The organism is Nocardia sp. GP40 (assembly GCF_050434125.1).
In the GTDB taxonomy this organism is placed as follows: domain Bacteria; phylum Actinomycetota; class Actinomycetes; order Mycobacteriales; family Mycobacteriaceae; genus Nocardia; species Nocardia albiluteola.
This window is the reverse complement of sequence record NZ_JBNPVW010000002.1, coordinates 518,821-540,472: the sequence shown is the minus strand read 5'-3', so window position 1 is coordinate 540,472 and position 21,652 is coordinate 518,821. Positions and strand designations below refer to the sequence as shown.

Genomic DNA, 21,652 nt, shown 5'->3' with positions numbered 1-21,652 from the left:
CGCGGGGCTACTGCGCGCCCGAATCCCACCAATCCCGCAAGGCGGCTTCGGCTTCCGCGCGCGACATCGGCCCACGGTCCAGCCGCAATTCCTTCAGATACTTCCACGCGCGGCCCACCTGCGGCCCGGGCTCGAGGCCCAGCAGTTCCATGATGGCGTTGCCGTCCAGGTCCGGGCGCACCCGGGCCAGATCCTCCTGCTCCTGCAGGCGGGCGATGCGCACCTCGAGATCGTCGTAGGTGGCGCGCAACGCGGCGGCCCGGCGCTTGTTGCGGGTCGTGCAGTCCGCGCGCACCAGCTTGTGCAGCCGTGGCAGCAGCTCACCGCCGTCGGTGACGTAGCGCCGCACCGCCGAATCGGTCCACTGTCCCTTGCCGTAGCCATGGAAGCGCAGGTGCAGATACACCAGCCGGGCCACGTCCTCGGTGAACTGCTTCGGATACTTCAAGGCGCGCATGCGCTTTCGGACCATCTTCGCCCCCACCACCTCGTGATGGTGGAAGCTGACCCCGCCGCCGGGCTCGTTGCGCTTGGTCGGCGGCTTGCCGATGTCGTGCAGCAGCGCCGCCCAGCGCAGCACCAGGTCCGGATCGCCCTGCTCCTGATCGATGGCCTGGCGCAGCACCGTCAGCGAATGCTGGTAGACGTCCTTGTGCTGGTGGTGCTCGTCGATCTCGAGCTGCATCGCCGGCACCTCGGGCAGCACGCGCTCGGCCAGTCCCGTCTCGCACATGATGTCGATGCCCTCGGTCGGATACTCACCGACGATCAGCTTGTCCAGCTCGGTGTGCACCCGCTCGGCGGTGATGCGGTCGATCTCCGCGGCCATGGCGGCGATCGCGGCACGCACCCGGGGCGCGAGCGCGAAGCCCAGCTGCGAGACGAACCGCGCCGCGCGCAGCATCCGCAGCGGATCGTCGTTGAACGAATCCTCCGGCGCGGCAGGAGTATCCAGCACGCCCGCCAGCAGCGCCGACATGCCATCCAGCGGGTCGACGAACTCCAGCGTCCCGTCCACCCCGACCCGCACGGCCATCGCGTTCACCGTGAAATCGCGGCGGATCAGGTCGTCCTCGAGGGTGTCGCCGAATGCCACCGCCGGATTGCGGGAGACCCGGTCGTAACTGTCGCTGCGGAAGGTGGTGATCTCGATCTGCCAGCCCGCCTTCGACGCGCTCACCGTGCCGAAGGCCAGGCCACCGGTGTCCCAGAGATTGTCGGCCCAGCCGCGCAGCATCTCCTGCACGGCCTCGGGCCGTGCGTCGGTGGTGAAGTCCAGGTCGGTGCCCAGGCGTCCCAGCACCGCATCGCGCACGCTGCCGCCCACCAGATACAGGTGGTGTCCCCGTGCGGCGAACATCTCACCCAGCGGAGCCAGCACGTTCGCCACGCGCCCTAGCGTGATCGCCGCCGAGGCGAGCAGGCGCGTTCGCCGATCCTCGAGTGCTGGATCGGGGGCGGGCACAGCTACATCCTCGGACTTCGGTGAAACCACAGAGACGCAGCTTACTGGGCCACACCGCGACCGAGTGCGCCGCGCCGGAGCCTGGGCGGGAAGGAAGGCCCTTCCACGCAGCTAGACTAACCGGGTGTCTCCGGCCGATCGCGCGAACAGTCGACGCCGCCAGCCCCGGCGCCGCGGTTCGGCCGGTAATGCGGCCAAGCCGAGGATGCGCACTGTCCGGGAAACCTCGGCCGGCGGGCTCGTCGTGGACGGCTTGGACGGGCCGCCGGACAAGCGCTGCGCCGCCCTGATCGGGCGTACCGACCGGCGGGGCCGGCTCCTGTGGTCACTGCCCAAGGGTCATATCGAGACGGGCGAGACCGCCGAACAGACCGCGGTCCGCGAGGTCGCCGAGGAGACCGGGATCAACGGCCTCGTCGTGGCGGAGCTGGGCAGCATCGACTACTGGTTCGTCACCGACGGCCGCCGGGTACACAAAACGGTGCACCACTATCTGATGCGCTCGGTGGGCGGCGAGCTGTCCGACGCCGACGTCGAGGTGACCCAGGTCGCCTGGGTCCCGCTCACCGACCTGGATTCCCGGCTGGCCTACGCGGACGAGCGGCGGCTGGCGGAGGTCGCGAATCGCCTGATCGACCGGATGGAGAACGGCAGACAATGACGCATGCGGGTCGGAGGCGTCAATGAGCCAGCTCATCGACGCCCCGCAGGCGCGGCTGCGCACAGCACACCATCGGCGCCGCTGGGCGCCGCTCCTCATTGTCTTGGCGCTGGCTGCGCTCGGCCTGCCGCTGACCGGCCCCGCGGCGGCGGACCCCACCGGCTCCGGATCGACGACGACACCCAAATTTCTCAAGCTCACCCTCGATTCGGTGACCCCGAATGCGGTTACCACCAGCAGCGATTCGGTCCTGACGATCTCCGGGACGGTCACCAACATCGGCGACCGGGAGGTGGACGACATCGCCGTGCGCGCGCAGCGCACCGCCGCGATCAAGGATCCGCGGGGCCTGCGCTCGGCGCTGCGCCTGGACCAGTCCGACTACACCATCCCCACCCCGTTCCAGGACGTCGCCACTCGGCTGGAACCCGGGCAGCGCCAGCAGTTCGCGCTGCGCGTCGGGGTGCGCGCAGGCAGCAGGGGCGCCGCGGGCAGCGCGCCGATCACCGCGTCCCTGGACATCACCGAGCCCGGCATCTACCCGCTGCTGCTGAACGTCAACGGCACCCCCACCTACGGTGGCCAGGCCCGCCTCGACGATGCCCGCTTCCTGCTCCCGGTGCTCGGCCTGCCCCCGCTGCCCAGCGACTCGGACCAGAAACCCAGTGGATCGCAGCCGGTTCCGGCGCCAACCGACGCGCCGGTGGCGACCACGATGCTGTGGCCGCTGGCCGATCGGCCGCGACTGGTCGCCGGTATTCCCGGCTCGGTCACCGGCAAGGCGCTGCTCACCGACGACGAACTGGCCGGTGAACTGGCCACCGGCGGGCGCCTGGACCAGCTGCTCGGCGGGCTGGAATCGGCGGTGCGGCCCGACACCGCCCGGACCGGGCCGAATGTCGCGAGCGCGCTGTGCCTGGCGGTCGACCCGGATCTGCTGATCACCGTGTCGGACATGACCACCGGGTACCGGGTGCTGGCCAGCCCGTCCGATCCCGACGGCCCGACCCGCGACGGCACCGGGACCCAGGCCGCGAAGGCGTGGCTGGACCGGCTGCGGGCGCTGGCACCGTCGATATGCACCGTCGCCGTGCCGTTCGCGCAGGTCGACCTCACCGCCCTGGCCGCCGTGCACGACGATGCACTGACGGCCCGCGCCATCCAATCGCCCGCCGACGTCGTCGATCAGATCCTGTCGGTGCGGTCGTTGCGCGGGGCCGCCCTGCCCGACTCCGGAAGTATCGACACCGCCGCCGCGACCATGCTCACCGGACACGGCTTCACCAGCGCCGTGCTGGCCGACAACGCCGTCGCCGAGCCCGGAAGCGCCGCAACGGATTCGGAACCGACCGCACACAACGCCGCTGCGGTGTCCGCGAATTCGCCTACCGGTACCCCGGAAATGGTTCGGCTACCAGGTGTTTCGTCCACGGGCGCGGCCACGCCTCCCGCCGGCGGCACGACCGCGCCCGATCCCGGACTGAAGGTGGCCACCTTCGACATCTGGTCCGCGACCGCGCTGGCCGCGGTCGGCTCGAATCCGCCGACCCCGGCGTTCACACCCGAGCGGGTGCGGTACGAGGTCGCGAAGGATTCGCGTGCCGCGCGCCTGCAGGATGCGCTCGGCGCGATGTCCTGGACCGCGCTCAATCCACAGCCGAACCGGCCGCGTTCACTGGTGCTGATGCCGCCCCAGCAGTGGAGTGCCAACCACGACGAGGCCGCGGCCCTGCTCGGCCAGCTGGATGCGATGTTCCGCAACGGCCTGGCCACGCCGCGATCGTTCCAGGATCTGCTCGCCCTATCGCCGAACCCGCACCCCTACGCGCCGAGTCGTCTGCCCGACTCGTCCGACAGCGCGCCTCGGCAGTACACCGGCCCGGTCCGGCAGCAGACCGGGCGGATCACCGGTCTGATGAACGCGCTGGTCGAGGTGCCACAGCAGGAACCGACCCCGCACACGTTCCTCACCCCGCTGCGCGACGACCTGGTGCGGGCGCTGTCGCTGTCGGACCGCACCAGCCCGGGAGCCCAGGCCGATACCGCCGCACAGCGTCGTCTCGATCAGACCACCCACGCCCTGGACGGGCTCTATCACTCCGTGACGGTACTGCCGCCGGGCGGGGTGTACACACTGGCCTCGGAGCAGAGCCCGCTGCTGCTGGTGGCGCGCAACGAGCTGCCGGTCGCGGCCCGGATCCGGTTCCGGATCGAGGCACCGGCCGGCGCCGACATCACCGACATCGGCGAGCAGACGCTGCCCGCGGAGGGCACCCGGTCCTTCCAGATCCCGACGAAAGTCAGCGACAGTCGCAACCTGACAATCCCGATCTCCATTACCACACCTGACGGAATCCCGCTGGGCAACGCCGCGTCGGTCAAGGTGCGGTCGAACGCCTACGGTTCAGCGTTGGCGATAATTACCGCATGTGCCGGTGCACTGCTGTTCCTGTTGGCCGGTCGCCGCTTGTGGCGCCGCTTCCGGGGCAAGCCCGATCCGGCCGACGAGGGGTTGGACCCGGGAAAGCGGCGCAGGCTCAACAGGTACCTGCGCGCGCGCAAGCGGGTCCTGCAGCGACAGGAGACATCATGACCAAGCGCAGCGGCCGAGTGGACAGGACCGGCCACGGCACGGCCGCGTCCGCTCGCGGTGCCTTGTCGCGTCTGGTCGGTGCCGGGTCACACCGGGGTTACATGGCGTCGCGGGGTGCTGCCCCGTCACACCCGAGCAGTGTCTCGACGTGCCCGGTCGCGGTCACATCGCGCTCCGAGGCCGTCGTTCCCGGCCGCAGCGGCGGGTCGTCCCGCCCCGGTGCTGTCGTGTCACATGGAGGCAGCGAGTCGGCTCGTCTCGGTGCGGTCGCATCACACCGGAACCACGGGTCGCCCCGCCCGGACGCTGTCGTGCCGGGCCTAGTCACTCTGTCCTCCGGCACGGGTGCTGTCATGGCACACCGACACCGCACGTCGTCCCGCGCTGTCTCTGTCATGTCAGGCCGAAGCGCTCTGTCCTCGCGCCCGGGCGCTGTCGCGTGGCGCCGGAACAGTCTGTCGCCCTGCCTGACTGCCACCGACTTGTGCCCGACGAGTGTCCTGTCGCGCCCCGGCCCGAGTGGAGCCGTGCGTGGGCTTGTCCGCCGAGCGCAGGGGGCTCGATGAGTGGCTACGAAGACCCCCGGCGTACCGACCCCGCGGAAGACGATCCGGGCTTGCGACGGCATCCGGCCGCGCCCTGGGAGCGCGGTGGTGGCCGCCCCGGCGAGCAGGACGATTCCGGCGCGCCGCTGCGAGTTCCGTTGACCGGTCCGATTCCGGTGATCCCTCCCGCCGATGCGCGCCGGCCGGGTCCGCCCAACGGACCGGTCCGGCAGCCGCCGCCGAGCGGGACGATGCGACAGGTGCCACCGAACGGGCCGGACCGCCGGATGCCGCCGCCGGACCGGTCCGCAGGCGGTCCGGTTCGACCGGACCAGGCGCCGCCCAGCGGCACCATGCGCCGGGTACCGCCGGGCGGACCGGACAACCGGCGCCGCATGCCACCCGACCGCCGGGGCCCCGAAGGAATGCCACCCGGCGGCACCATGCGACAGGCGCCAGCGAGCGGACCCGATCGCCGAATCCCACCGGAGCAGGCACCGCCGAGCGGCACCATGCGCCGCATGCCACCGGACCGCCGGGGACCCGAGGGGATGCCGCCGAGCGGCACCATGCGGCAGGTACCGCCGGACCGCCGGTCACCCGAAGGAATGCCACCCAGCGGCACCATGCGACAGGTACCACCTGGCGGACCGGCACGCCGGATGCCGCCGGACCGGTCCGCGGGCGGTCCCGCCCGCCCGGACGGGATGCCGCCGCGCCCCGACCAGACACCCCCGAGCGGGACCATGCGCCGAGTGCCACCGGGTCCCGGAGGCGGCCCTGTCCGCCGGATGCCGCCCGGCACCGGACCCGATGGCGAGTCGGCGGGGCGGCCGAAGCCGGCGCAGTCCGGTAGACCGCCGCGTCCGGCCGGACCGCCCAGTGGTCCGCAGCCGGCGCGACGTCCCGGGCCACCCCCGCATACCGAGAACCGAGCGATGCCACAGCGCATCCCCGCGGGCGCGCGGCGGCGCCCCGCAGGCGAGCCGGACGAGTACGAGCGCTCGGCCCCGGAAGCCCATGAGGAGGCGGGCACACCCGCGAGCGCGAACTCCCGGCTGCTGAGTGCGACCGGTTCCATCGCGATCGCGACGCTGATGAGCCGGATCACCGGCTTCGCCAAGCAGGCGCTGGTGCTGATGGCGCTCGGCCCCGCGGTCGCCAGTGCGTTCACCGTCTCCAGCCAGATCCCGACGATGATCGAGCAGCTGGTGCTGGGCGCCGTGCTGACCGCCTTCGTGGTTCCCACGCTGGTCCGCGCGCAGAAGGAAGATCGCGACAACGGCGAGGCCTTCATCCGGCGACTGTTCACCGTGGCGGTCGTGGTGCTGGGTGGGGTCGCGTTGATGTGCACCGCCGCGGCGCCGGCGCTGACCAAGCACCTGTTCCTGACCGACGACGGCAAGGTCAGCGTCGGACTCACCACCGCACTGGCCTTTCTGCTCATCCCGGCGGTGCTGTTCTACGGCATGTCCTCGCTGCTGATGGCGGTGCTCAACACGAACGAGATCTTCAAGCCGGGCGCGTGGGCGCCGGTGTTGAACAACCTCACGGTGCTGCTGGTGCTGGGGCTGTACCTGCTGTTGCCGGGCGGGATCACCCTCGACCCCTTCACGATGGCCCAGCCGAAGGTGCTGCTGCTGGGCGGCGGTATGACCTTCGGCGTCTTCGTCCAGGTGGCGAGTATGGTCCCGGCGATCCGGCGCGCGGGGATCAACCTGCGTCCGCTCTGGGGGTTCGACGACCGGCTCAAGCAGTTCGGCGGTATGGCCAGCGCGGTCGTGCTGTACGTGGCCATCAGCCAGATCGGCTTCATCTTCGCCACCCGGGTCTCCTCGCACTGGGACGTGGCCGGTCCGGCCATCGTCAACCAGGCATGGAATCTGTTGCAGCTGCCCTACGGCGTGCTGGGCGTCACCGTGCTCACCGCGATCATGCCGCGGCTGAGCCGCAACGCGGCCAATGACGACACGCCCGCGGTGGTCGACGATCTCGGCACGGCCACCCGGTTGACCATGATTGCCCTGGTCCCGGTGGTGCTGTTCCTCACCGTGGCCGGCCCGCAGGTCGGCGAGCTGCTGTTCGGCTACGGCCATTTCGGTCACGACAACGCGCATCGGCTGGGCGAGGCGGTCAGCTGGTCGGCCTTCGCGCTGATCCCGTACGCGCTGGTGCTGATCCATCTGCGCGTGTTCTACGCCCGTGAGCAGGCCTGGACACCGACCTGGATCATTCTCGGCATCACCGCGGTCAAGATCCTGGTGTGCGCGATCGCTCCGATGCTGGTCCGACCGGACCAGATCGTGATGGTGCTGAGCATGGCCACCGGTCTGGGCTTCCTCACCGGCGCGATCGTCGGCGGCTGGCTGCTGCATCGCAGCCTGGGCGACCTGCGCATGTCGAACGTCGGCCGGACGGTGACCAGGGTGGTCCTGGCCTCGGTCGCCGGCGCGGCGGTCACCCTGATCGTGGATCAACTGCTGGGTCTGCCGCGCCTGCATCACGGCTTCGGCGCGATGTTCCGGGTCGGCGTCGACGGCATCCTGATGTTCGGTGTCGCCTTCGGACTCATGCGCCTGGTGGGCATTCCGGAGATCGTCGCCATCACGGTCGCGATCTCCCGCAGGCTCGGCCTCACCCCGCCCGCGCCGGATCTGGATCTCGACGGCCCGGCCGGCGAGGGCGACACGACCTTGCTGCCGCGACCCGAACTCGCCTCGCCGTACTACTACCGCTACGACCCGTACGCCGACTCGCAGCAAACGATGGTCCTGCCGGTTATCCGGCCTGAAGCGGTTGACCGTACCGGCGGGGGTGAGTTCCCGTACCCTGTTCGGCAGAGAAACGCAAATGCCGGTCCCGGCGATCGCGGGCAGGCCGATGCTGCTTCCCGCGCGGAGCGGGGTGTCGGCCGGGTGGGCGACGGGCCGGGTGCGCCGTCGACATATCGGACTTCGACACACCACGGTGAAGGAGGAACGAGGGTGAGCGACGACGCGGCGGGCGGCGTCCCTGCCGCAGATGCTGTCGGCAGTGCGGCAGGCGCAGTGCGCACCGATGACGTCGTGCCCGGCAGGTTCGCGCCTGATGAGCCCGGCGACGACAGGTATGTGGCCGAGGACCTGGCCGATCTGCATGCCGAGGCCGGGCCGGACTACACCGGCCAGCACGACGACGACACACCAGTGCACGATCCGACCTACGACACCGGCATGCTGCCGGTGGGCGCGCCGGAGATGCCGCCGATGCGGGTCGAATCGCCGGGTCGGCGCGCCCAGCGCGGCCCCAAGTTGATTCCGGGCGCGTCGGTCGCCGGCGGCCGCTACCGGCTGCTGGCCGGTCACGGCGGCGCCCGCGGGCTGCGGTTCTGGCAGGCGCTGGACGTGAAGCTGGATCGCGAGGTCGCGCTGACCTTCGTCGACGCGGATCAGAAGGCGGCCGACAACGCCGGCCACGACGGTCCGCAGGCGATCCTGTCGCGCACCCTGCGCCTGGGCCGGATCAACTCCCCGGGCCTGGCCCGGGTGCTCGACGTGGTCCGCGGCAGTTCCGGCGGCATCGTCGTGGCCGAGTGGACACCCGGGCGTTCGCTGCGTGAGATGGCCGAGACCGTGCCCTCGCCGATCGGCGCCGCGCGGGCGGTCCGGGCGCTGGCCGCGGCGGCCGAGATGGCCCATCGCGGCGGCGGCTCCCTCTCGATCGACCACCCGGATCGGGTGCGCATCAGCGCATCCGGCGATGCGGTGCTGGCCTTCCCCGGCACCCTGTCCGATTCGGATGCGCAATCGGACGTGCGCGGCCTGGGCGCGATGCTGTACGCGCTGATCACCGCGCGCTGGCCGATCCGGACCGCCGGTGTCTCGGGGACCGCCGCCACGATCGGTGGGCTGCGGCTGGCCGATTTCGGCCCGGACGGCACCCCGGTCGAGCCCCGGCAGATCCGGCCGGAGACGCCGTTCGAGATCTCCGCGGTCGCGGTGCGATCGCTGGAGTCGAACAAGGGCGTCCGCACGGCCGCGACGGTGCAGCACGTCCTGGAGCAGGCCTCGGTGGTCGATCAGAAGACCGACTTCATCCCGGTGCTGCGGCTGGGTCAGCGCGCGAATGCCACGGCGGCCGACGAGTCCCTGGCCGATCCCGAGCTGCTGGCGGCGGAGAAGGAACGCTCGCAGCGGATGATGTGGATCCTGGTCGGGCTCGGCGTGCTGGCCGCGCTGGTGGTCGGCGTGATCATCTGGTGGCTGCTGAGCGTGTTCGCACCCGCGAGCTCCAACGCCCCGCTGGACGAGCAGCGCAAGCTAGGTCTCACCACCGCCGCCGTGGCCCCGGTGAGCCACGGCGCGGCCACCTCCGCGCCCACGACCCCGGCCACGGGCGGGGTCCCGGTGCCGATCACGGCGGCCACGGTGTTCTCCCCGGAGGGCACCCCCGACGATCCCGGGCACGTCACGGCGGTGCTGGACGGCAACCCCACCACCGCATGGCGCACCGACCAGTACTTCCAGCAGTTCCCCGCGCTCAAGAAGGGCGTGGGCGTCATGACCACCCTGGGCAGCCCCAGCAAGCTGACCAAGGTGGTCATCACCTCGCCCAGCCCGGGCACCGTGGTGGAGCTCCGCACCTCGCCGACCGCCTCGCCCACCCTCGACCAGACCCAGCTGATCGGCCAGGCCACGCTCGGCAACGGCAATACCGAGATCTCCGTGAAGACCGATCAGCCGGTCAATTACATACTCATCTGGATCACGACGCTGGCCCAGTCGGGTGGTCAGTTCCAGTCCGCGATCGCCGACATCCGCTATCAGGCGGCGCCCTGATCGGCGTACCACCGGCCCGTCGCGGTGGCACAGCCGCGCCCCGCCCGAGTTCCCACGGTCTGGTTGCTCGAGGTTCGAACCAGCCGATATGATTCTCAGCGCGCTCTCAGCAGGGGAGCTTCCCGGGATCTGACAACGCGGTCCCGGACGAGCGAAGTACCGCCGGTGTCCATTTGTGGACGCGTATGCCATCGTGAGCGCTTTTCGAGGGGTATGTGTTGTCGTTTGAAGCGATCGAGCGATCCAGTGGGGGGACGTCGGGGGCGTCCGTTCAGCGCAGGCGCCCGATCGAGTTGGATACGGCCACCGATGTCGAACTCCTCGATGCCCATGTCGCCGGCGATCGTGATGCCTTCGGCACGCTGTTCCGCCGTCACTACAACCATCTGTGGCAGCTGGCACTGCGAACCTGCCGCATTCCGGAGGATGCCGCCGATTCGCTGCAGGACGCGCTGTGGTCCGCGCATCGCAATGCGGCCCGATTCCGCGGCGACGCGGAGGTCCGCAGCTGGCTGCACCGGATCGTGCTGAACGCCTGCCTGGATCGCATTCGCCGCAACAAGTCCCGCTATAGCGTGTCGCTGTCGGACGAGACCGTCACCGAGCCCGCGGCCGAACGCGACGACATCGCCCAGCTCGAGGTATCGATGCTGGTCGACGGCGCGCTGCTGCGCCTGCCCGACGATCAGCGCGCCGCGCTTGTGGCGATCGATATGGAGGGGTATACGGTGGCAGAAGCGGCGCAGTTGCTGGGCGTCGCCGAGGGGACCATCAAGAGCCGGTGTGCCCGGGGCCGCAAGCGACTTCAGCAGGAGTTGGAATTCCTGCGGAATCCGGGGAACCGGAAGTAGTCGAGATGCGTCAGTACTAGTGACGAACAAATTTCGCCGGACTCGCAAGGCCCTCACCCGCACTGCGAGGTCCGCGGGTACTACTTGCTCAGCACGGCCTGATCCGGAGAGACGATGGACGACAAGCGCGAGAGCGCCGCGCGTCGGCGCCATCCCGGGGCACCCGGTGACAAAGAGGAATCAGGAGGTTCGATGGTAGCCAGCTCGGCTCCCAAGCCTCCCTTCTCCACCGATCTACTGGCCGACCTGCATGCGGACAATGTCACACCCGATCTGTCCGAACAGCTGTGGCCGCAGGTCCGCAGCGATCCGGAGGCCCTGCGGTTCCTGCGCTCGCTGGACGATGTCACCGCCGAATTACACACGCTCGGCCAGGACTCGGCCGTACTGCACGCCATGCCACCGGATGTCACCGCGCGCCTGGACCGGCTGCTCGACGAGCTTGCCAGCGGCACCGCACAGCCACCGGCCGAGCGCGTCGCCACCGTGCATCGTCTCCGGGTCGCCCGTGCCGCCACGCAGCCGCCGGCGACACATCCGTTGCCCGCGGTCGATACCGCGGCCCTCGAAGCCATAGACCCCCTCGAATCGGACGAGCCCGTCCCCGCGCCCATCCGGATCGACCGGCGCCGATGGCGCTGGCTCGCCGCGGCGGCCGCCGCCATCGCCCTCGTCGCGGGCACCCTCGTCGGAGTGGACTCGCTCCGGGGGCACCAGGCGGCACCGAATGCGCTGCCCACCAAGCAATCCGACGATGTCGTCAACCTGTCCGATGATCTGCCCGTCTCCCAGTTGCTCGGCGCCATGGGCCGCCGCGATCTGAGCGGCCCGCTGCAGAATCCGGGCGCGCTGAACGGCTGCCTCGCCGCCGTCGGCCTGGATCGGACAGTGCTGGGCGCGATGAACGCCACCTATCGCAGCCAGCCCGCGGTGCTCGTGCTGCTGACCGGACCGAACCCGCCGAAGATCACCGCGCTGATCGTCGGGAAGGACTGCGGGGCCGGTCACCCCCACAAGCTTGTGATGCAGGACATCGGCTGAGCCTCGGGCGCGGCGGGCGGCGGCACCACCGGCAGTAACGCCGTGTCCGGCCGTAACGCCGTGAGTACTGCAGGACACAGTGCGGGAACAACAGCGTTTACCCTGTTGTTGACCGACACGCCTGTTGAGACATCTTTCGAAAGGGCCTCATGAGTACGCCAGTTCGCGACCTGATCATCGTCGGCTCCGGCCCCGCCGGCTACACCGCCGCGGTCTACGCCGCGCGCGCCGAGCTCGAACCGCTGCTGTTCGAGGGCACCCAATTCGGTGGCGCGCTGATGACCACGACCGAGGTGGAGAACTTCCCCGGCTTCCGCTCGGGCATCATGGGCCCGGACCTGATGGACGAAATGCGTGAGCAGGCAAAGCGTTTCGGCGCCGACATCCGCACGGAGGATGTGGACGAGCTGGACCTGTCCGGCCCGATCAAAAAGGTGACCGTCGGCGGCGAGACCTACGAGGCCTACGCGGTCATTCTCGCCATGGGTTCGGCGGCGCGTTATCTGAACGTTCCGGGGGAGCAGCGGCTGCTGGGCCGCGGCGTGAGCGCCTGTGCCACCTGTGACGGATTCTTCTTCAAGGGTCAGGACATCGTGGTGGTCGGCGGCGGCGACTCGGCGATGGAAGAGGCGACCTTCCTCACAAAATTCGCCTCCAGCGTCACCATCGTGCACCGCCGCGAGGAGTTCCGCGCCTCGCGCATCATGCTGGAGCGGGCGAAGGCGAACGAGAAGATCCGTTTCCAGCTCAACTCCGAGGTCGTCGAGGTGCACGGCGACAGCAGCGTGACCAGCCTGACCCTGCGCGACACCCGCACCGGCGAGACCTCCGAGCTCGCCGCGACCGGCCTGTTCGTCGCGATCGGCCACGATCCGCGCAGCGAATTGGTCCGCGGGCAGGTCGATCTCGACGGCGACGGCTACGTCAAGGTCAGCGAGCCGGGCACTGCGACCTCCCTCGCCGGCGTCTTCGCCGCGGGCGATCTGGTCGATCACACCTACCGCCAGGCCATCACCGCCGCGGGCACCGGCTGCCGCTCGGCCATCGACGCCGAACGCTGGCTGGCCGAGCAGGGCGACATCACCAGCAACACACTGAACCACGCCGGTCAGCCGGTCGAAGTCACCGCCCACTGATCCGCAGTTCGAGGAGTTACACCACCATGTCCGAATCCACGAAAACCGTCACCGACGCCAGTTTCGCGCAGGACGTCCTGGCCAGCGACAAGCCAGTGCTAGTCGACTTCTGGGCGGACTGGTGCGGGCCGTGCAAGATGGTCGCGCCGGTGCTGGAGGAAATCGCGGCCGCTCATGGCGACAAGTTGACGATCGCGAAGCTCGACGCGGACGCCAACCCGGCGACCTCGCGCGATTACAGCGTCCTGGCCCTTCCCACCATGATCCTGTTCACGGATGGCAAGGAGACCAAGCGCATCGTCGGCGCCAAGGGCAAGGCCGCATTGCTTCGCGAACTCGAAGGCGTGATCTAACCGGCGATCAGCATCACGACGGCGGCGGCGCAGGGTACGATTTCGGCGCCGCACGCTGGTGGTGTGTCTCGATCACGCCGTCAGCGGAGCCTCCGTCGTTGCGCAGTGTGGCGTCGACAGCGGGGTAGGATCCTCTGCACTCGCCAGAATTGCCGAAATTCGGTCCGGGTCTGAGACAATCGACCGGCGCTCCGGTCGTGTGCCCTGCGGGGGGCGGCGCCCTCGTACATCCTCGGAAAGGTTTCGGGGTTGGGTGGTCCCACGAATGGGTACCCGGGTTTGGCGGAAGGAAAGGGCTCTCACGCATGCACCGACTTCGTCACGGCGATACCGGTCCAGCCGTAGCAGAGGTTCGGAGCACCCTTGCAAGTCTGGGTTTCCTACATATGCATCCGCGCATCGGGGATGGCGAGTCGGGTGAGTACTGGAAGGATGCCGACGCCTCCTTCGATCACGAACTCGATTCCGCAGTGCGCGCCTTTCAGCAGCACCGCGGCCTGCTGGTCGACGGAGTGGTGGGTCCCGCCACGTACCGCGCCCTCAAGGAGGCCTCCTATCGCCTGGGCGCCCGCACGCTGATCTATCAGCTCTCCGCACCGCTCTACGGCGACGACGTGGCCACGCTGCAGCGGCGCCTGCAGGACCTGGGCTTCTATGTGCACCGCATCGACGGATACTTCGGCCCGCACACACACGACGGGCTGACCGCGTTCCAGCGCGAGATCGGCCTGTCGGCGGACGGCATCTGCGGCCCCGACACACTGCGCTCGCTCGATCTGCTGGGCGCCCGCGTCACCGGCGGCAATCCGCACCGCATCGCGGAGGAGGAGGTCGTGCACCGGGCCGGGCCGCAGCTGACCGGCAAGCGGATCGTCATCGATCCGGGCATGGGCGGGCCGGACAAGGGCGTCACCGTGCCCACCGAGTTCGGCGACGTGTACGAGTCGGAAATCCTGTGGGACCTGGCCAACCGGCTGGAGGGCCGGATGGCGGCGACCGGCATGGAGACCTTCCTGTCCCGGCCGTGGGGCGCCAATCCGACCGATGCCGAGCGGGCGGAGATCTCCAACACCTTCGACGCGGATCTGATGATCTCGCTGCGCTGCGCGACCAATCCCAGCCCGCTGGCCAGCGGTGTCGCCAGCTTTCACTTCGGCAATTCGCACGGCTCGGTGTCGATGATCGGCCAGGTGCTGGCCGGATTCATCCAGCGCGAGATCGTTGCCCGCACATCGCTGCAGGATTGCCGGACGCACTCGCGTACCTGGGATCTGCTGCGGCTGACCAAGATGCCGACCGTTCAGGTCGATATCGGCTATCTCACAAACGATTACGACTCCTCGGTGCTGACCAACCCGCGGATGCGCGACGTGGTCGCCGAGGCCATCCTCGTCTCGGTGAAGCGGCTGTACCTGCTCGGCCAGGACGATCAGCCCACCGGCACATACACCTTCGCCGAACTGCTGGCGGAGGAACTTGCCGCGGCGGACCGTATGTGAGGAAGGGCGCGCAGACGCCCCCCGGCACCGAAAACGGCGGCCCCCGGTTATCCCGGAGGCCGCCGTCTTTGCTGTGTGCCGTTCGCTACCGGCAACCGACCTTCGTCGGCGTCACGGTCAGTGCCGCGGTGGCCAGCAGCTGATCCAGCGCGCGCTCGACGTCTTCCTTCCAGAGGTGGTCACTGTCCAGCTCGAGGCGGAGCCGGGGGAAGCGCTGATGCGGCGCGACGACGTCGAAGCCGACATCCTCGAGGAATTCGGCATCGATCATGCAGCCCTCGGGGGAGCAGGCGCCGTTGGCTCGCGACGCGGACGGCGTTCCGGGCGAGGTAATTCCGAAGGCCGGGGTGTCGATGCGCTCCATGAGCATCATCGAGCTGATCGAGCGGGTCGGCAGCAGCGTCGCCGAGGGATCCTTGCGAATGCCGAATGCCTCGATCGCACGCACGCCGCGACGCATCAGATCGGCCACCACGGCCTGCATGAGCCGGTTGGTAACGTCGGTGTCCTGATACTGGAATTCGGCGCGCAGCGTGGTCAGCAGCACGGCGTCCGGGCTTACCGGTGAGGTCGGGAAGAGCCCGGCCCGCGGCACCACGCTCGGCGGCGAGTACAGCGCGCAGCCAGCGGGCTGATCGTTGACTAGTGCGACCTGACCGCAGGAACCCCACTCGAGCATGACCGTGGACAGCCATGCTTCCTTTTCGAAGACCGGATCGCTGAATTCGCGAGAGTCCTCGGCCACGGCGGGGTCGATCTCCCAGAACACGCATCGCCGTGCGTGCGCGGGGAGCTTGTCCAGTCCGCCGAGGGTCAGTGCGGTCACGCTGGTCGACACCGCTCTGCTCAGCCTCCAGCTGTCGGATTCATCCACACTCACGTCGCATCAATATCTTCTCGCCAGCAAGAATAAGCGATCAACGCCAACCGCCTCATTTCACATCGTCACACCCGGCGCCCCGACGCTGTCACAGTGACGTTTCTACGCCGGGGCAATACTCATCAGGTGTTCGCGGGTGTTTGCCCGCATATTTGCGCTGTCAGGGCTACCGCTGCTGTTCCATCAGACTCACGATGCGTTCCAGGTCCGCCAGGTCCCCGAACTCCACGGTGATCTTTCCCTTCTTCTTACCCATGCTCACGGTGACACGGGTATCGAAGGAATCCGCGAGCCGTTCGGCGAGGCGATCCAGTCCGGGGGAGTAGACGGGCTTGCGCTCCGGCCCGGGCTTGCGCTCCTGTTCCGGATACCGGTTCGCGAGCGTGACGGCCTCCTCCGTCGCCCGGACCGACAGGCCCTCGGCAACGATTCGCTCGGCCAACTTCTCCTGAGCCTCCGCGCCGGAGTCCAGGCCGAGCAGGGCACGCGCGTGGCCGGCGGAGAGAACACCGGCCGCTACCCGACGCTGCACGGGAATCGGCAGCTTCAGCAGTCGGATCATATTCGTGACGACCGGTCGGGACCGGCCGATGCGGTTCGCCAGCTCCTCGTGGGTGACGTCGAACTCCTCCAGCAGCTGCTGATAGGCCGCCGCCTCTTCCAGAGGATTGAGCTGCACGCGATGGATGTTCTCCAGCAGAGCATCGCGCAGCATCGCATCGTCGGTGGTCTCCCGGACGATCGCCGGGACCGTCGTCAGGCCGGCCTCCTGGCAGGCGCGCCAGCGACGCTCGCCCATGACGATCTGGTACTGCACGGGGGAGTCGGAACCGATCGCGGTCACACCGGACAGGGCGCGCACCACGATCGGCTGCATCAAGCCGAATTCGCGAATCGAGTGAACCAGCTCGTCCAGCGCCTCCTGCTCGAAGACCTGACGCGGCTGCTTGGGGTTGGGCTGAATCTGCTCCGGCGGGATCTCGCGGTAGGTCGCACCGGCGTCCGATTCGCTGACCGGATCGGGTACCCGATGCAGATACGCCTCAGCCGGATGCGGACCGATCGGATCGAGTCCGATGACGGCATTTGCCGCGGCGCTTCCGAGCCCCTGCACCTCGGTCGGTCCGGTCGGGATCAGCGCGGCCAGCCCGCGCCCCAGTCCACCCTTCTTCGCCTGACTCATCGGCTTATCGGCCCCTTTCCTCGTTATCGCCACTCTCCACCGGCGCCGCGGCCACCAGGTCCGACGCATGTCCGGAGCCGGTCGACCGTGCGGCCATCTCCCGACCCGCATCCAGATAGCTCATCGCACCGCGAGAGCCGGGATCGTAATCGAGAACCGTCATACCGTAGCCGGGCGCCTCGGACACCTTGACGCTGCGCGGAATCACCGAACGCAGGACCACATCGCCGAAGTGTCCGCGCACCTCCTCGGCGACCTGGTCGGCGAGTTTGGTGCGCCCGTCGTACATCGTGAGGACCACGGTCGACACGTGCAGTTCTGGATTGAGATGCGACTGCACGAGCCCGATATTGCGCAACAACTGCCCCACGCCCTCCAGCGCGTAGTACTCGCATTGGATCGGGATCAGCACCTCCTTGGCCGCAACGAGCGCGTTGACGGTCAGCAGGCCAAGCGAGGGCGGGCAGTCGATCATGACGTAGTCGATGTCGTAGCCGGCCAGATTCGCCTCTTGAATCGCGGCCTTGAGCCGGCCCTCGCGGGCCACCATCGAGACCAGCTCAATCTCGGCGCCCGCCAGATCGATAGTGGCGGGGATGCACAGCAGGCGCTCGTTGTGCGGGCTCTGCTGAATCGCATTCTGGACCGAGATCTCGCCGATGAGTAGCTCATAACTCGACGGCACACCGGAGTGATGCTCGACGCCGAGGGCCGTACTGGCGTTGCCCTGCGGATCGAGATCGATGACGAGCACCGTCATCCCCTGCAGCGCGAGCGCGGCGGCCAGGTTGACCGCCGTGGTCGTCTTACCGACCCCGCCCTTCTGGTTGGCGATCGTGATGATTCTCTGCTCGCGGGGCTTCGGGATGTTCATTCCTCCAGGGTGTAGGACCTGGCTCGCGCGCTGAGCCTCGGCCGCGATCGGCGTATCGGCGGAGATGCCCGAAAAGGCAGAGCGGCCGAACTCATCTGGATCGAAGCCGCTACCCTCCAGCATTCCAGGGACCCGGGACGTTGTTTCCCGTGAAACGTTCGACATACAGGCTCCTAACCCCGAGAACTTCAGACACGCGCCGGAGCGGCTTCAGCGCCGCGTGGCTCGAGCAAGCGGAGCGTGGCGCCTAGGGTGAGAACGATGCCCTTCCGGCGAGCCTGTCGGGCATCACATTCCGCGCTCACGCTCAACGCCACTTAGCTTGCCAGCACCGGACCGAATACGGAAGTTGAACCGCGGCAATCCTTCTACGACACGCGCAGAATGACCGATTCGCGTCCACAGATCCGGCTCCGCATCAAATTTCGGGATGTTTCACATGAAACCTCGACGCCGAATCAGCGGGCCCGCCATGGGGATCGGGAGGGCGATACCGATAGACATGAGGTACGACACCGGGATGGTCGACAGACCTTCGTCACCGTGACGAAGCGATCCGAACTGGAGCAATAGGGCATGAGCGCATCAATTCACGCGCACCGCGAGGCATCTCGATCGGACACACGACCGAACGGGAACTCCCGGTCAGCCACCCGGCCGGAGGGACAGCTCATCGCGAACAGCTGCACTCGAACACCCTGCGCATCGATGGGGGTACACCCCGGCGTGGGGACGACGTAAGCGGCCGAGCATGTTTCATGTGAAACACCACGATCGTCGCTCAGCGCGACCCGATTTCGATCATCGGGTTTCATGTGAAACATCGCACCCCCGCGGGGTTTCACATGAAACACCCGAGCGAACATCCCGACGCAAACCCGGCGGCGCAGCCCACCAGATGGCCGCGAGCGCGCCGCCTGACATGATCAGCGGGCGCGCTGCTTTCGAGCTCCGCGCCGATTCTCCCTCTCGGAGCGAGGGAGTCGTTCGACGCTCAGGACGACCGTCGGCGGCGTGACGATCCCCGCGCCACATTCGAGCACCTCCGCATTACCGCCGCCCGCGCGCGTCAGCTCCTCGCGATCACGCTCGAGTTCCTCAGCGACGCTCGAACCCTTCAGCGCGAGCATGCGCCCGTGATCGTGCACCAGCGGCAGCGACCACTGCGCCAGCTTCGCCAACGGGGCCACCGCGCGCGAGGTCACCACATCCGCGCCGCCGGCCTCCTTCCGGACACCGGGCTGTTCCGCACGACCGCGCACGACGGTCACGTTCAGCCCTGCGGACTCGATGAACTCGGCCAGGAAGATGGTTCGACGCAACAGCGGTTCGACCAACGTCACCCGCAGATCGGGCCGGGCGATGGCCAGGGGGATTCCCGGAAGTCCGGCACCGCTGCCGATATCGACCACCGTGGCCCCCTCCGCGATGAGCTCTCCGAGTACTGCACAGTTGAGGATGTGCCGATCCCACAGCCGCGGAACCTCTCTGGGCCCGATCAGTCCACGCTCGACGCCGGCGGAGGCCAGTGCCGCATGGTACTGCCGAGCGAGCGGCAGCCGGTCGCCGAACACGCGTGCCGCCTCGGCCGGCGGCGGCTCGACATCCGAACCGGGGGAGGGGTTCGAGTCGGTCACGCCCGCGCCCAGCCGATTGGGCATGACCGGGGAGCCTGCGTGGTTACGCTCCGCTGCCGCCTCCCGCGCTGACCCACTCATGCCTCGTTCCACGTGAAACTTCCTTCCGGACCGATGGGACTCAGTATCCATTGACGATGTTTCCGGCCGTGCGACTACCTCCGTACAAGCGTAGGGCCCCCGGTTCCAGGGAACCGGGGGCCCTCTCGCACGCTGGTGCTCGCGGTGCTGGCGTCCTACTGAGCGGGAACAACCACCACGTGCCGATTGGGCTCGACGCCCTCGCTCTCACTCTCCACGCCGTCCACGACCGCCACCGCGTCGTGGACGATCTTGCGCTCGAACGGAGTCATCGGCGCGAGGGACTCCGGCTTGCCCGACTCGAGCACCCGCTGGGCGGCCGCCGCACCGAGGGCACTCAACTCCTCGCGGCGCTTGGCCCGCCATCCGGCCACGTCCAGCATCAGTCGGCTGCGCACGCCGGTCGCCTGCTGAACCGCCAGCCGGGTCAGCTCCTGGAGCGCGTCCAGTACCTCGCCGCGGCGCCCTACCAGCTTCGACAGATCGCGACCGCCATCGATGCTCACCACGGCGCGATCGCCCTCGACATCGAGGTCGATATCGCCGTCGAAGTCCAGCACGTCCAGCAATTGCTCGAGGTAGTCACCGGCGATCTCGCCCTCCTCGATCAGCTCCTCCTCGGCGTCGCCCGCGTCGTCGTCCTCCGTGGCGGCAACCTCTCGTCCGGCCCCGTCTTCCGCGGGTGTGTCCGAGGCGGGCTCTGCGGGGTGCGTCTGTTCCGTCGTGGCTTCCTCCATGGTTCCGTTCGCGCTCAGCGCCACAGTGGCGTCCCCTCCGTCGGTCTCAACAGTCATGTTGTCGTTTCCTTCATTCCAGCCGCGAGTTATCAGCGACGTCGCTTCTGATTCGGGCGGCCACGATTACCGGATCGCTTGCGATTGCCCTGCCCTGCCGATTTACCCGCCGAGGCCGGACTCTTCCCGGACCTAGCGGTTCCGTTCTTCGACTGCGCCGTGACCTCGGTGCCGGTGACGGGTGCATCCACGGGCTCGTCCACGGGAGCATCGATGGGCTCGTCCACGGGAGCATCGGTCGCCGCACTGCCGCGCTTACGCCGGGCATCGGGCTTGGCGCCCGGCTTGGGGGCATTCTGCGCACGACGCTCCAGCGCCTCCTGCTTCTTGGCCGCCTCTTCCCTGTCGATCTGCTTGAAGACGACGTGCTGCTGACCGAAGGTCCAGATGTTGTTCGAGACCCAGTAGAACAGGATGGCGATCGGCAGGAATGGTCCACCGATGATCACACCGATCGGGAAGACATAGAGCGCGAGCTTGTTCATCATCTCGGCCTGGTTGGGACCCATCGGGCTCGTCGTGGGAGCGGCTCCCATGCCGGTCGGATCGACGCCGCCGACGCCGGTCGCACGCTGGCGGGCAACCGAGGCGCGAGCGTTCAGGTGAGTCGCCAGACCCGCGATGAGCATCAGCGGGACCGCGACCGCGATCATGTTCGCCACATGGGGGATGCCGCCGAAGTCGGCGAACGCGGCCAGCTGCGACTTGGGGGTCGTGATGGCCGCGGAGATCGGCGCACCGAAGATGCGGGCCCGCAGGAACGACTGCACGTCGCCGACGCCGAAGGCGTAGTTCGGGGTGTGCGCGTTCGCATAGGGAGTCATGCCGCCGCTGTGGCCGAGTCCGGGCAGACCGCTGACCACACCGACACGGTTGAACGAGCGCAGCACGTGGTACAGGCCGATGAAGACGGGGATCTGCACGAGCATGGGCAGACAGCCCATGAGCGGATTGAAGCCGTGTTCCTTCTGCAGCTTCTGCATCTCGACCGCCATTTTCTGGCGATCGTTCTTGTACTTCTTCTGCAGTTCCTTGATCTTCGGCTGCAGCGTCTGCATCTGCCGAGTGGTGCGCACCTGCTTGAGGAACGGCCAGTACAGCACGACGCGGAGGGTGAACACGAGGAACACCACGGCAAGCGCCCAGGCGAACCCGTTGTCCGGGCCCAGCGCGAACCCGAAAACGCGGTGCCAGAACCAAAAGATCCAGGACACCGGATAGTAAATGAAATCGAGCACGGCT

General features: G+C 68.5%; 15 protein-coding genes. 8 read left to right on the top strand and 7 right to left on the bottom strand.

The window, feature by feature from the left end; genetic code table 11:
* Positions 1–7 precede the first annotated feature (7 nt).
* Positions 8–1,465, bottom strand: a complete 1,458-nt coding sequence (locus ABH933_RS07040; RefSeq protein ID WP_429418483.1) for a CCA tRNA nucleotidyltransferase — start codon at positions 1,463–1,465, stop codon at positions 8–10.
* A 124-nt stretch (positions 1,466–1,589) separates the two neighbouring features.
* Here ABH933_RS07040 and ABH933_RS07035 point away from each other — a divergent pair, with 124 nt between their 5' ends.
* The 8 genes from ABH933_RS07035 (at position 1,590) to ABH933_RS07000 (ending at position 14,961) form a co-directional block, all read left to right on the top strand.
* On the top strand, positions 1,590–2,126 hold the full coding sequence (locus tag ABH933_RS07035; RefSeq protein WP_429418481.1) for an NUDIX hydrolase: 537 nt from the start codon (positions 1,590–1,592) through the stop codon (positions 2,124–2,126).
* Between the two features lie 22 nt (positions 2,127–2,148).
* Positions 2,149–4,719, top strand: coding sequence for a DUF6049 family protein (locus ABH933_RS07030; protein ID WP_429418479.1), 2,571 nt, complete (start codon positions 2,149–2,151; stop codon positions 4,717–4,719).
* 1,483 nt (positions 4,720–6,202) lie between these two features.
* On the top strand, positions 6,203–10,081 hold the full coding sequence (gene murJ / locus ABH933_RS07025) for a murein biosynthesis integral membrane protein MurJ (protein ID WP_429418477.1): 3,879 nt from the start codon (positions 6,203–6,205) through the stop codon (positions 10,079–10,081).
* 293 nt (positions 10,082–10,374) lie between these two features.
* Complete coding sequence (gene sigM, locus ABH933_RS07020; protein ID WP_429418475.1) at positions 10,375–10,932, top strand: RNA polymerase sigma factor SigM; 558 nt, start codon at positions 10,375–10,377, stop codon at positions 10,930–10,932.
* A gap of 192 nt (positions 10,933–11,124) precedes the next feature.
* Positions 11,125–11,973 (top strand): hypothetical protein, encoded by an 849-nt coding sequence (locus tag ABH933_RS07015; RefSeq protein ID WP_429418473.1) that lies wholly within the window; start codon positions 11,125–11,127, stop codon positions 11,971–11,973.
* A 149-nt stretch (positions 11,974–12,122) separates the two neighbouring features.
* A complete protein-coding gene (gene trxB, locus ABH933_RS07010) occupies positions 12,123–13,109 on the top strand; it encodes a thioredoxin-disulfide reductase (RefSeq protein ID WP_429418471.1) in 987 nt (328 codons plus the stop codon).
* Between the two features lie 26 nt (positions 13,110–13,135).
* The gene (trxA, locus tag ABH933_RS07005; RefSeq protein ID WP_215914979.1) at positions 13,136–13,462 is read left to right on the top strand and encodes a thioredoxin; all 327 of its coding nucleotides are present in this window, start codon (positions 13,136–13,138) and stop codon (positions 13,460–13,462) included.
* Positions 13,463–13,767: 305 nt separating this feature from the next.
* The gene (locus ABH933_RS07000; protein ID WP_215914980.1) at positions 13,768–14,961 is read left to right on the top strand and encodes an N-acetylmuramoyl-L-alanine amidase; all 1,194 of its coding nucleotides are present in this window, start codon (positions 13,768–13,770) and stop codon (positions 14,959–14,961) included.
* Positions 14,962–15,046: 85 nt separating this feature from the next.
* Here the strand turns inward: ABH933_RS07000 and ABH933_RS06995 are convergent, their stop codons facing one another.
* From ABH933_RS06995 to yidC, 6 genes are all read right to left on the bottom strand, one after another.
* Positions 15,047–15,799 (bottom strand): GNAT family N-acetyltransferase, encoded by a 753-nt coding sequence (locus ABH933_RS06995; protein WP_215915848.1) that lies wholly within the window; start codon positions 15,797–15,799, stop codon positions 15,047–15,049.
* A gap of 208 nt (positions 15,800–16,007) precedes the next feature.
* The gene (locus ABH933_RS06990; protein ID WP_215914981.1) at positions 16,008–17,024 is read right to left on the bottom strand and encodes a ParB/RepB/Spo0J family partition protein; all 1,017 of its coding nucleotides are present in this window, start codon (positions 17,022–17,024) and stop codon (positions 16,008–16,010) included.
* Positions 17,025–17,028: 4 nt separating this feature from the next.
* Positions 17,029–18,021 carry a ParA family protein gene (locus ABH933_RS06985; RefSeq protein ID WP_245400320.1) on the bottom strand — a complete coding sequence of 331 codons (993 nt, stop codon included), beginning with the start codon at positions 18,019–18,021 and terminating at the stop codon, positions 17,029–17,031.
* A gap of 803 nt (positions 18,022–18,824) precedes the next feature.
* Positions 18,825–19,559: a 16S rRNA (guanine(527)-N(7))-methyltransferase RsmG gene (gene rsmG, locus ABH933_RS06980; RefSeq protein ID WP_429419202.1), complete on the bottom strand. Its 735-nt coding sequence runs from the start codon at positions 19,557–19,559 to the stop codon at positions 18,825–18,827.
* A 212-nt stretch (positions 19,560–19,771) separates the two neighbouring features.
* Positions 19,772–20,410: a protein jag gene (locus ABH933_RS06975; RefSeq protein ID WP_429418467.1), complete on the bottom strand. Its 639-nt coding sequence runs from the start codon at positions 20,408–20,410 to the stop codon at positions 19,772–19,774.
* A 32-nt stretch (positions 20,411–20,442) separates the two neighbouring features.
* The gene (yidC, locus tag ABH933_RS06970; protein WP_429418465.1) at positions 20,443–21,648 is read right to left on the bottom strand and encodes a membrane protein insertase YidC; all 1,206 of its coding nucleotides are present in this window, start codon (positions 21,646–21,648) and stop codon (positions 20,443–20,445) included.
* Positions 21,649–21,652: the final 4 nt, after the last annotated feature.